This window comes from Kitasatospora sp. NPDC005856, from assembly GCF_040629945.1.
In the GTDB taxonomy this organism is placed as follows: domain Bacteria; phylum Actinomycetota; class Actinomycetes; order Streptomycetales; family Streptomycetaceae; genus Kitasatospora.
Window position 1 is genome coordinate 1 of record NZ_JBEXWT010000039.1, and the last position, 11369, is coordinate 11369.

General features: G+C 72.3%; 10 protein-coding genes and 1 pseudogene. 2 read left to right on the forward strand and 9 right to left on the reverse strand.

Annotated features, from left to right (window positions below; genetic code table 11):
* Positions 1-137: 137 nt before the first annotated feature.
* The 5 genes from ABZ449_RS23055 to rpsB form a co-directional block, all read right to left on the reverse strand.
* The gene (locus tag ABZ449_RS23055) at positions 138-1376 is read right to left on the reverse strand and encodes a phosphatidate cytidylyltransferase (protein ID WP_360349046.1); all 1239 of its coding nucleotides are present in this window, start codon (positions 1374-1376) and stop codon (positions 138-140) included.
* A 281-nt stretch (positions 1377-1657) separates the two neighbouring features.
* Entirely contained in the window at positions 1658-2215 is a 558-nt protein-coding gene (frr, locus tag ABZ449_RS23060) for a ribosome recycling factor (RefSeq protein WP_360348875.1), read from the reverse strand.
* A 98-nt stretch (positions 2216-2313) separates the two neighbouring features.
* Positions 2314-3078, reverse strand: a complete 765-nt coding sequence (gene pyrH / locus ABZ449_RS23065; RefSeq protein ID WP_360348878.1) for a UMP kinase — start codon at positions 3076-3078, stop codon at positions 2314-2316.
* A 261-nt stretch (positions 3079-3339) separates the two neighbouring features.
* Positions 3340-4179, reverse strand: a complete 840-nt coding sequence (tsf, locus tag ABZ449_RS23070) for a translation elongation factor Ts (RefSeq protein ID WP_360348881.1) — start codon at positions 4177-4179, stop codon at positions 3340-3342.
* Between the two features lie 129 nt (positions 4180-4308).
* The gene (gene rpsB / locus ABZ449_RS23075; RefSeq protein ID WP_360348884.1) at positions 4309-5196 is read right to left on the reverse strand and encodes a 30S ribosomal protein S2; all 888 of its coding nucleotides are present in this window, start codon (positions 5194-5196) and stop codon (positions 4309-4311) included.
* A gap of 630 nt (positions 5197-5826) precedes the next feature.
* On the opposite strand from rpsB, the gene ABZ449_RS23080 reads away from it, so the two are divergent.
* Positions 5827-6438: a M23 family metallopeptidase gene (locus ABZ449_RS23080; RefSeq protein WP_360348887.1), complete on the forward strand. Its 612-nt coding sequence runs from the start codon at positions 5827-5829 to the stop codon at positions 6436-6438.
* Between the two features lie 123 nt (positions 6439-6561).
* Here the strand turns inward: ABZ449_RS23080 and ABZ449_RS23085 are convergent, their stop codons facing one another.
* The 4 genes and pseudogenes from ABZ449_RS23085 to ABZ449_RS23100 all read right to left on the reverse strand — a co-directional run.
* Complete coding sequence (locus tag ABZ449_RS23085) at positions 6562-7146, reverse strand: helix-turn-helix domain-containing protein (protein ID WP_360349049.1); 585 nt, start codon at positions 7144-7146, stop codon at positions 6562-6564.
* Between the two features lie 139 nt (positions 7147-7285).
* On the reverse strand, positions 7286-8095 hold the full coding sequence (gene whiG / locus ABZ449_RS23090) for an RNA polymerase sigma factor WhiG (protein ID WP_360348890.1): 810 nt from the start codon (positions 8093-8095) through the stop codon (positions 7286-7288).
* A 584-nt stretch (positions 8096-8679) separates the two neighbouring features.
* Positions 8680-9870 carry a DNA-processing protein DprA gene (gene dprA / locus ABZ449_RS23095; protein WP_360348893.1) on the reverse strand — a complete coding sequence of 397 codons (1191 nt, stop codon included), beginning with the start codon at positions 9868-9870 and terminating at the stop codon, positions 8680-8682.
* Positions 9867-10613, reverse strand: a pseudogene (locus tag ABZ449_RS23100) (ATP-binding protein); the annotation flags it as partial. The gene dprA and the pseudogene ABZ449_RS23100, both read right to left, overlap by 4 nt.
* A 335-nt stretch (positions 10614-10948) precedes the next feature.
* On the opposite strand from ABZ449_RS23100, the gene ABZ449_RS23105 reads away from it, so the two are divergent.
* Entirely contained in the window at positions 10949-11272 is a 324-nt protein-coding gene (locus tag ABZ449_RS23105; RefSeq protein ID WP_360348896.1) for a hypothetical protein, read from the forward strand.
* Positions 11273-11369: the final 97 nt, after the last annotated feature.

Consider the following 11369-nt stretch of genomic DNA (forward strand, 5'->3'; position numbering starts at 1 on the left):
CGATCCCTCAATCCCACAAGATCAGCACGCTCAACGCCCACGGTCCTCGCAACTCCCACAGATCGCGGGTGTTGCGAGGACCGTTAGAACCCAAGCAGGCGTCCGGGGCCCTGCCTCGTACGTCTCGTACGCGCCGGTCAGCTGCCGACGAAGGCGGCCAACAGCAGCCAGACCACCGGGGCGGTCGGCAGGAGCGAGTCCAGCCGGTCCATGATGCCGCCGTGGCCGGGCAGCAGCGTGCCCATGTCCTTGATCCCGAGGTCGCGCTTGATCATCGACTCGCCCAGGTCGCCCAGGGTCGCGGTGACCGCCGCACAGCCGCCCAGGATCAGGCCCTGCCACCAGCTGCCGCCGTCGATGATCAGCTCCATCAGCAGCGCGCCCGCCAGCATCGACAGGCCGATGCCGCCGGCCAGGCCCTCGCGGGTCTTGCCCGGGCTGATCGTCGGGGCCAGCTTGGTCTTCCCGAACTTGTAGCCCACCGCGTACGCGCCGGTGTCGCTGCAGATCGTCACGATCAGGAAGAGCACGATCCGCTGGGGGCCGTCGTCGGCCGCCAGCATCATCGCCACGAAGGTGGCCAGGAACGGCACGTAGAAGGCCGTGAACACGCCTGCCGTTATGTCCCGCAGGTAGTCCTCCGGCGGCTCGGCCATCCGCCAGACCATCACCGCCAGCCCGGTCAGCGCGAGCGAGGCGGCGGCCCACTGGATGCCGGACCAGTAGCCGGTGGCGACCATCGCGATGCCGCCCACGACCAGCGGGATCAGCGGCGCCTTGATCTGCTTGCGCTCGGCGAGCCGGCTGGTCAGCTCCCAGACGCCGACCGCGACCGCGGCCATCACGACGACCAGGAACAGCGCCTTCACCACGAACAGCGAGGCGACGATCACCGCGCCCAGGCCGACGCCCACGCCTATGGCGGCCTGGAGGTTACGGCCACCGCGCTGCTTGCGCGGCTGCGGCTGCGGGGCGGGCTGGGCGGCCACGGGTGTCTCCTGCCCTGGGTGGGACGACGGCACGAAGTGGGGCTGCCCGGCCGCCAGGTGGTTCGCCGGCGGCGCGGGATGCACCGGTGCCCCCGGGTGCGGCGGGGTGCCGCGGCCGGGGGCGGGGGGAGCGTCGTCGGATATCGCGCGCAGCACGACCGTCTCCGTCACGCCCGGCGGCGCCGACTGGGGCTGCTCGTCCCGGAAGAACGCGCCGCTCAGCCGGGACTCCCTGCCCTGTCCCCCGGCGGGCTCGGCCGGGCCGCCGGGGGCGGGCCGGCCGTGGGCCGAGGGCCCGCCATGGGCGGCGGGCCCACCGTGGGCGGCGCGCCGACCGGGGTCGGGCGTGCCGGGCGGCGGCCCGGGCTCGGCCGGCACGGGAGGCATGACCTGAGTCTCCTCCGCATCGCCGCCCCAGTACACCGGAGGCTGCTGCGACTGATCCGAACGGAGGCCCGGCACCCCGGGGGCGGCACCCGGCACGCCCGGGGGCACGGCGTGGCCGCCAGGGTGGCCGGGGTGTCCCTGGGCCGGCGCCGGCTGCGCGCCGTACCCCGGCGCCGGATGGGCCGGGGTACGGGCGGCCTGCGGGTGCGGCGCCGGGCGGTAGGGCTGGAACTGCTGGTCGGACGGGCCCCAGTAGCCGGGGGCGTCAGGGGCGTCGTTCATCAGACCTCGAGCAGCTCGGCTTCCTTGTGCTTCAACAGCTCGTCGATCTGGGCCACGTACTTGGCCGTGGTGTCGTCGAGCTCCTTCTCGGAACGGCGGCCGTCGTCCTCGCCGACCTCGCCGTCCTTCACCAGCTTGTCGATGGCGTCCTTGGCCTTGCGGCGCACCGAACGGATCGAGACCTTGGCGTCCTCGCCCTTGGTGCGGGCGATCTTGATGAACTCCCGGCGGCGCTCCTCGGTCAGCTCGGGCAGCACCACGCGGATGATCGAGCCGTCGTTGGACGGGTTCACGCCCAGGTCGGAGTCACGGATCGCCTGCTCGATGGCCTTCAGTGCGGTCTTGTCGAACGGCGAGACGACCGCCATCCGCGGCTCCGGCACCGAGAACGAGGCCAGCTGGTTGATCGGGGTCTTGGCGCCGTAGTACTCCGCGACGATCTTGGCGAACATCGCCGGGTGCGCGCGGCCGGTGCGGATGGCCGCGAAGTCGTCCTTGGCGTGCAGGACGGCCTTCTCCATCTTCTCCTCGGCCTCGAGGAGGGTCTCTTCGATCACTGTGGTCTCCCTGTCCGGTTCATCTGCTGTTGTTCCGACCGGTGTCGGCGCGGTGGCCGGTCGCGGCGCCGGCGCCGTCCGGTACGGCTGGTTGCTGCTCAGGCCCGGACAGAATCCTGGCTGATGAGTGTGCCGATCTTCTCACTCTTCACCGCGCGCGCGATATTGCCCTCCGCCAGCAGTTCGAAGACCAGCATCGGAAGGTTGTTGTCCTTGCACAGCGTGATCGCGGTGAGGTCGGCGACCTTGAGGTCGCGCGCGATGACCTCGGAGTACTCCAGCGCGTCGAACTTGACCGCGTCCGGGTTGGTCCGCGGGTCGGAGTCGTAGACGCCGTCCACGCCGTTCTTGCCCATCAGCAGGACGTCGGCGTGGATCTCCAGGGCGCGCTGGACGGCCGTGGTGTCGGTGGAGAAGTACGGCATGCCCATACCGGCGCCGAAGATCACCACACGGCCCTTCTCCAGGTGCCGGACGGCGCGCAGCGGCAGGTACGGCTCGGCGACCTGGCCCATGGTGATGGCGGTCTGGACCCGGGTCTCGATGCCCTCCTTGACCAGGAAGTCCTGCAGCGCCAGGCAGTTCATGACGGTGCCGAGCATGCCCATGTAGTCGGAGCGGGCCCGGTCCATGCCGCGGACCTGGAGCTCGGCGCCCCGGAAGAAGTTGCCGCCGCCGATGACCACCGCGACCTCGGTACCGGCGCGGACGACCGTGGCGATCTCCCGGGCGATCGCGTGCACGACGTCCGGGTCGACGCCGAGCCCGCCACCACCGGCGAAGGCCTCACCGGACAGCTTGAGCAGCACCCGGCGGCGCGAGCCGACCTGGGGGTCCTGCGCGGTCTCCTGCGTCTCCTGCATGGACTTCTCCTTTTTGCACCTACTGGTCACAGGCGCGGGTGTGCGGATGCCCCGCCTGCGCGTACACGCGAGGAGGCCACTGCCGCGGGAACCGGTTCGGTGTCCTGCACGGCAATGGCCTCCTCGTCGTTCATGGTGCCGACGCGAGCCCGCCCGTTGGGGGTAGGCGCGGGGTGAGCCCGTTCGGCGTTCCTCCCGCCCCGATCAGCGGGCGGGGGCGGTTCCCAGCGTAAAGGGGCCGGGGACCAGGTGGAACGTGGCTCAGGCGCCGACGCGGAAACGGGCGAAGCGCTTGAGGGCGACGCCGTTCTCCTCGAGGACCTTGGCGACGGTCTTCTTGTTGTCCTTCGCGAAGGCCTGCTCCAGGACGGAGTTCTCCTTCACGAAGCCGGTGACGCGGCCCTCGACGATCTTCGGCAGGGCGGCCTCCGGCTTGCCCTCCTCGCGGGCGGTGGCCTCGGCGACGCGGCGCTCGTTGTCGAGCTCCTCGGCCGGGATCTCCTCGCGGGACAGGTACTTCGGCGCGAAGGCGGCGATGTGCTGCGCGACGTCCTTGGCGACCTCGGCGTTCTCCTTGTCCAGCTCGACCAGGACGCCGACGGCCGGCGGCAGGTCGGGGCTGGTCTTGTGCAGGTAGACCGCGACGAAGCCGTCACCGTCGAACTGGGCGAAGCGACGGAAGACGATCTTCTCGCCCAGGGTCGCGTTGGCCTCGTCCACGAACTGCTGGACGGTCTTGCCGGCCTCGATCTCGGAAGCCAGGGCGGCGTCCAGGTCGGCCGGGGCGCTCTTGGCGACGTGGGCGGCGATCGCGTCGGCGACCTTGACGAAGTTGTCACCCTTGGCGACGAAGTCGGTCTCGCAGTTCAGCTCGACCAGGACGCCGGACTTCTTGTCCTCGGCGATCAGCGAGGCGACGGCGCCGTTGGAGGCGTCACGGCCCTCGCGCTTGGCAACGCCCTTCTGGCCCTTGATGCGCAGGAGCTCGACGGCCTTCTCGACCTGGCCCTCGGCCTCGTCCAGGGCCTTCTTGCAGTCCATCATGCCGGCGCCGGTGAGCTCACGGAGCTTCTTGACGTCCGCGGCGGTGAAGTTCGCCATGGTGTGAATCTCTTCTCGCGTCTCGCGTGTCTGCGTGGAGTGGCGCCGGGACCGATGGTTCGGTCCCGGCGCGGGAGAGAGGGGCACCTGCCGGCTTCGTACCGGCGGGTGCCCCTCACCCTTGGTACGTCAGGCCTGCTCGGCCGGAGCCTCGGTGGCGGGGGCCTCAGCAGCGGGGGCCTCAGCGGCGGGGGCCTCGGCAGCGGGGGCCTCGGCAGCGGCGGGGGCCTCCTCGGCCTTCTTCTCGCCCTCGATGAGGTCCTTCTCCCAGGCGGCCAGCGGCTGGTCGGCACCCGGCTCGGCCTTGGCGTCGCCCTTGGCGACACCGGCGCGGGACTTGAGGCCCTCGGCCACGGCGTCGGCGATCACGCGGGTCAGCAGGGTGACGGAGCGGATCGCGTCGTCGTTGCCCGGGATCTTGTAGTCGACCTCGTCCGGGTCACAGTTGGTGTCGAGGATGGCGACGACCGGGATGTTGAGCTTCCGGGCCTCGCCGACCGCGATGTGCTCCTTCTTGGTGTCCACGATCCAGACAGCGCTGGGAACGCGCTGCATGTCACGGATACCGCCGAGGGTCTTCTCCAGCTTGTCGTGCTCGCGCTGCAGGACCAGGAGCTCCTTCTTGGTGAGGCCGGAGCCGGCCACGTCCGAGAAGTCCAGCTCGCCGAGCTCCTTCAGGCGCTGGAGGCGCTTGTAGACGGTCGAGAAGTTGGTCAGCATGCCGCCGAGCCAGCGCTGGTTCACGTAGGGCATGCCCACGCGGGTGGCCTGCTCGGCGATGGCCTCCTGGGCCTGCTTCTTCGTGCCGACGAAGAGGACGCTGCCGCCGTGGGCAACGGTCTCCTTGATGAACTCGAAGGCGCGGTCGATGTAGTTCAGCGACTGCAGGAGGTCGATGATGTAGATGCCGTTGCGCTCCGTGATGATGAAGCGCTTCATCTTCGGGTTCCAGCGGCGGGTCTGGTGACCGAAGTGGACGCCGCTCTCCAGCAGCTCCCGCATCGTGACGACGGCCATTGCCGTGCTCCTTGGTGTTACGGCCCGGCGGCGGCACTGCCTCGCAGCGATCGCCCACAGCCGGGTCAGGCTCGGTTTGTCCGTGGCGGCCAGGTGACAGCCACGCCTGACGCCCCGAACGTGCCGAGCCGCTTGAACCCTGCGGCCCGGGGGCCGGTCGGGCTCGGCGGACCGAGCGGCACTCGCACCTGGCGGGCTGCGGAAGAACCGCGTCCGACCGCCGGTGGCGGGGCGTGCGAAGTCGACCCGGCAGACCGGGTCGCGTGTGAAGTGTACGGGAAGCGCCGCGGCGCGAGCGACTCCACGCGTGGCCGGGGGCCCGCCGAGGACCTGGGGGGAGCCGGGGGAACGGCCGGAACGGGCGGGTTGCGGCGGGGTTGCGGGCGGGGTTGCGGAGGGGGCAGGACGGGGGCGCGGGGGTTGCCGCGGGGCGCGCGCAGGGACGGAGAGGGGCACGCGCACCGGCTGATCGGCCACCGGCTCGGAGCCCGTCGGCGGCGGGCGCTTGTACACCGGATGGCGGCATTCGTACACCCGCCAGGGGGATGGCGGTCGGGCGCGAGGGCGGTTTGTCCACAGGTATCCGGATGTGGGTGGTGTGGGGGGCGGCCGAGCGTCGAGCCTGCGGGCATGACTGGTCGCGGGTGGTTCGGCGGGGTGTCCAAGGTGGTGACGGTGACGGTGGCGCTCGTGCTCGTGCTCGCGTCGTCGGGGGCGGCGGGGGCAGCGGGGGCGTCGGGAAGCGCGGGTGCGGTCGGCATCCCGGGCTCGGGTGGCGGGGCTGGGCGGGCCGGGGCCGGGTGGGGTGGGGCGCGGGCCTGGCCGGTGGGCGGGCCGGGCGGGGTGCTGAGCCGCTTCGAGCCGCCGGCGAAGGTCTGGGCCGCCGGGCACCGCGGAGTGGACCTCGCCGCCGCACCCGGGGCGGAGATCCGGACGGCGGCTCCCGGGGTGGTCACCTTCTCCGGGCTGGTGGCGGGACGGCCGGTGGTGACCGTCTCCCACCTCGGCTCGGGCTCTCCCCCGCTGCGGACCACCTATCTGCCCGTCACCGGCACCGTCCCGATCGGCACCCCGGTGGCCGCCGGGCAGCCGATCGGGCTGCTCGCTCCGGAAGGGCGGCACTGCGCCGGGCGCGACTGCCTGCACTGGGGGCTGCTCCGCGGAAGCCGCTACCTGGATCCACTGGCCCTGTTCGGCGCGGGCACGGCCCGGCTACTGCCGTCGAGGGGCGCGGACGGGTAGGGCGCACCTGCTCGACGCGCGCCGGCGGCGAGCGGACCGACGCCGGGCCCGGGCCGGGGCCGGGGGCAGGGGGCGGGCCCGGGCCGGGGCAGGGGGCGGGGGGCAGGGCAGGCAGGGCAGGGATCAGGGGCGGACGAGTCCGTGCAGGACCAGCGCGACAGCGGCGTCCGCGATCTCCTCGGGGCTCTCCGCCGCGCAGCCCGTGCGGCCGCTGGCCGCGGCCTGCTCGGCCCTACGGGTCGCCGCCTCCACGACGCCCTGGACCAGGGCCGCGGCGAGCCGGGGCTGCGCGTGGCCGAGGTCCTCCAGCGTCCGGCCGATCAGACCGGCCAGCCTGCCGTGCGCCGACCTGATCCGCTCGCGCGCGGACTCGTCGAGCTCCAGTGCCGAGATCGCCACCACCGCCCGGTGCCGGGGGTCGGCGGCCAGCGCCAGCTGACCCCGGACGTAGGCCTCGACCCGCTCGACGGCGGTGTCGCAGCTCTCCATCCCGGCCTCGATCTCGGCCGCCCAGAGCGGGAGGTCCACCTCGCAGAGGGCCTCGACCACGGCGGCGCGGGAGCGGAAGTACTCGTAGACCGAGGAACGCGCCAGCCCGGTGCGCGTGGCGAGCGCGGGGAAGGTCAGGGCCTCCATGCCACCCTCGGTGAGCAGGATGCGGGCAGCGTCGAGGAGCGCTGCACGCTGGAGCTGGCGATGCTCGGCCACCGTGGCCGCTCGGATCTTCGGCACGCACCCACTGTACGGAGCCATACCTCCGGCCGGTACGGCGCCGCGCATCGGGAGGAGGTTCGGGCCCCGAGGCCGGCTTTCCGAGGCCAGGTGTCAACGTCCGGGTGCCGACGCCCTATCGGATGTCCGACAGCTTGGCGCGCAGCTGGAGGACGGACTTGGTGTGGATCTGGCTCACCCGGCTCTCCGTCACCCCCAGGACCTGTCCGATCTCGGCGAGGGTGAGGCCCTCGTAGTAGTAGAGCGTCACCACCGTCTTCTCCCGCTCCGGGAGGGTGTTGACCGCCTGGGCCAGCAGCCTGCGCAGTTCGCGGTCCTCGGCCACCTCGACCGGGTTGTCCGCGCCGTGGTCCTCCAGGGTGTCCATCAGGCTCAGCCGGTCGCCGCCCTCCCCCACCGGGTGGAGCAGCTCGTCCAGCGCCACCACGTTGGCCAGCGACAGCTGGCTGAAGATGGCGTGCAGGTCCTCGATCGCGATGCCCATCTCGGCCGCGACCTCCGGCTCGTGCGGTGTCCGACGCAGCCGGGCCTCCAGCGTCGCGTACGTCCGCTCGACCGCCTTCGCCTTCTGCCGGACGGAGCGCGGGATCCAGTCCAGGGCCCGCAGCTCGTCGATGATCGCGCCGCGGATGCGGCTGATCGCATAGGTCTCGAACTTGATGGCGCGTCCGATGTCGAACTTCTCGATCGCGTCGATCAGCCCGAAGACCCCCGAGGAGACGAAGTCCGCCTGTTCCACGTTGGAGGGCAGGCCGACCCCGACCCGCCCCGCCACGTACTTGACGAGCGGTGAGTAGTGCAGGATCAGCTGCTCGCGCAGCCTCTGGTCCCCGGTCTCCTTGTAGGAGCGCCAGAGTTCCTCCAGCGCGCTGCGGCCCTGGGCCGCGGCCTCCCTGGCGTCCTGCCCCTGGTCTCCACCCGCCACTCTCTCCCGACGGGGCGGCGACACCGGTGAGGCGAACGCCGGGGACGTGACGCTCCGGGCCGGCGCGCTGCCGGGCGACCGGGGCGCGCCGGCCACCCCTGCGCCGGGGGGCGCACCGGCGGGTGCCCCGCCGGGCGCGCCGCCGGGGCCTGCCGTGTCCGCATCCTGGACCGGCTCCGCACCCCGGGCCGCGTCCACGGGCTGGGGCACCACCGTCGGCCGGCCGCCCTGGCGCGACAGGCCTCCCATCGTCCCCGGCGACTTGGCCGGGAAGTCGGGCACGGGGCGCCGATCGGTCCGCGGCCCTCCCGAGGACCGAGCGCCACCGGTCACTCTGTGTCCGGGAATGTGTGTGGGCATGCGTTGGTCTGCGCCGTTCTGCCGAGTCATGTGCTGATAGGGAAGGCATGTGGAGCGTAGCGTGACCGACTCGCTGCGAAGCGCTACCACCGCTCGGCCGTCCCCCGATCCGGTGGCGTTCGCACGCCGGATCCGGGCAACGAACAGCAGAACCGGATCGGCAGGTCAGCAGGGCGGCTCCGACGCGCGTTCCCTCGGCGCGAGCGCGTTCTCCGGTGCGACGTTCACCTCCTCCGCACCACGCGCCAGTGCGCGCCATGACGCTCCACGTAGCCGAGCGCGCCCAACTCGTAGAGCCGTTGCAGGACTTCGTCCGGCGGGAGACCGGACTGCCGGGCCAGTCGCTCGATCGGGGCGCCCTCCGCGGTCGCCGGTACGGCCTCCAGCACCCGGGCCACCGCCGGCTCCAGCAGATCACGCGGAAGCACCGGGCCGCTGCGCTGCGGTGCCAGGTCGTCCCCGATCGCGCCGATCAGCTCGGTGATCTCGGCCGCGTCCGTGACCAGGGTGGCGGCGCCGCTGCGGATCAGGGCGTGCACCCCGGCGGAGAGCGCCGAGGTCACCGGGCCCGCGACGCCCATGGTGTGGCGGTTGAGGTCCCGCGCCCGTCTGGCCGTGCTCAGGGCTCCGCTGCGCACCGCGGCCTCGACCACCACCGTGCCCCGGGTCAGCGCCGCGATGACCCTGTTGCGGAGGACGAAGCGGAAGCGGTTCGGGTGCTCCCCGGGCGGGAGTTCACTGACCAGCAGGCCCTGGACGCCGATCCGCCGGATCAGTTCGGCGTTGCCCTTGGGGTAGGCCACGTCGACGCCGCAGGCGAGCACGGCGGCCGTCATCCCGCCGACCGCCAGCGCCCCGCGGTGTGCGGCCGCGTCGATCCCGTAGGCGGCTCCGGAAACCACCGTCCAGCCGCGCTCGGCCAGTTGGGCCGACAGCTCCCCCGCGACGTGGGCGCCGTAGGCGGTGCAGGCCCGGGAGCCCACCAGCGCGACCGAGCGGAGAGCGAGCAGCCGCAGCGAGCCGGTGCCCGCCACCCAGAGCCCGACCGGACGTCCGTCACCCAGGTCGTCGAGTTGGCTGGGCCACTCCGTGTCCCCCGGAATGATGAACCGTCCACCGACGGCCCGTACCCGTTTCAGGTCCGTCTCCGGGTCCAGGCCCGGGAGTCGCGCCTGGTACCCGGCCAGGCGGGTGGCATCCAGTCCGGGGTGGTCGGGCACCGTCCCGTCCCGGATCGCCTCGACCACGTCGACGGCGGGGAGCTGGCCGAGCCACCGGCCGACCACCGCGTCCCCCGGTTCGCTGAGCCGGCCGAGCAGCACCCGGGCGAGGCGCTCGGGCTCGGACCCGGTGTCGGACGCGGCACCGGCCGCGGCCGCGCCGGGAATTCGAGGTTGCCTCAGCAGCTGGTTCATGCCTCACCCTCCTGGTTCCGCGGACGCTCGTCGAGCGCCCCGGGCTTCTCCGGCCGGCCGTCCTCCGGGCTGCCGCGCTGCGCCGGGATCCCGCCGAGCCGGCCGAGGGCCCGCTCGGTCAGCGGCAGTCCGTGTTCCACCCCGGTGCGCAGGACCAGAGCGGTGCGCACGTCCCGCTGGTCCGGCCGGTCGCGTCCGGCGAGATCGGCGACCGTCCAGGCCACCCGGAGCACCCGGTCCAGGCCCCGGGCGGTCAACAGCCCCCGCTCCAACTGCCGCGCGGCGTCGTTGAGCGCCCCGGGTGAGAGCTGCCAGCGGGTGCGCAGTTCGTGGCCCGGCACCTCCGCGTTGGTCCGCCACGGGGTGCTCGCCAGCCGGGCCGCCGCCCGCTCACGCGCGGCCAGCACTCTGGCCGCGACGGTCTCGGTGGTCTCCGCCGTGGTGTCCCGCTCCATGAGTTCGACCCTGGTCACCGGGGCCACCTGGACCTGGAGGTCGACCCGGTCCAGCAACGGCCCGGAGAGCCGCCCCTGATAGCGGCTGACCATGGCCGGGGTGCACTCGCAGCCCTCGCCCCGCCGCGAGTACCGTCCGCACGGACAGGGATTGGCCGCCAAGCAGAGCAGGAAGCGAGCCGGGAGCCGCAAGGAGCCGGCCGAACGGGCGATGACCACCTCGCCCGACTCCAGCGGCTGGCGCAGCGCGTCGAGCACCCTGACCGGGAACTCCGGCGCCTCTTCCACTTTTCCTGACGTGAACCTGTGCGGGATGTTGCCGACCTGCGGAGATGCATCGCGGCCACGTCCGCGACGTGGAGGCCGCCCCCCAGCAGCAGGCCCGAGACGGCTCCGGGAGGTCGACCGCGGGCAGAGGGGTTCCAGCTGCGACAACTACTGAGAGTTGACATTCCGTCGGCCGCAAGTACAATTTGACGAGCCCGTGGTTCCGTGATGCCAAAAATGACTTTGCATCAGGAGCTGACGGCGCGCTAGGTTACTCCTGGCAACACAACCACACATGTCTCGGCTCCAGCGATGCACCGCATCGCCGGGGCCCTTGTCTTATATGGGAGGAAAAAATGGGTATTGCGATACTTGTTGGCGGCGGTTGGGTGGTGGTCGCCCTCGGGCTGGGAGTGTTTGTCCTGCTGGGGCTGCTGTTCGTCCTCAGCCTGTGGAAGGCGTCGCCTGCCGAGGCGCCTGCAATCCTGACGGAGCTGACGGGCCTGGTCATGGCACTTGCGTCCTTCATGCCTTGGCGCCAGGCCAAGGGGGCGACCAGTGCGGTCCAGCAGCCGAGGGCTGTGCCTGGCTCTGGTCCTGGGGTCCAGAACGTGATCCAGGGCGAGCTGGTGAACCCGGAAGCTGAGGAAGACACCGACCCACAGGTGCTGGAGCCCTGATCTCGCCCGCTGATCCGCATGGGTTCCCGGTCAGCGGGTGGGCGCCACAAACTCTGGTGGCGTCCACCCGTCGACCGGACCCCATGCGGATCGGCAG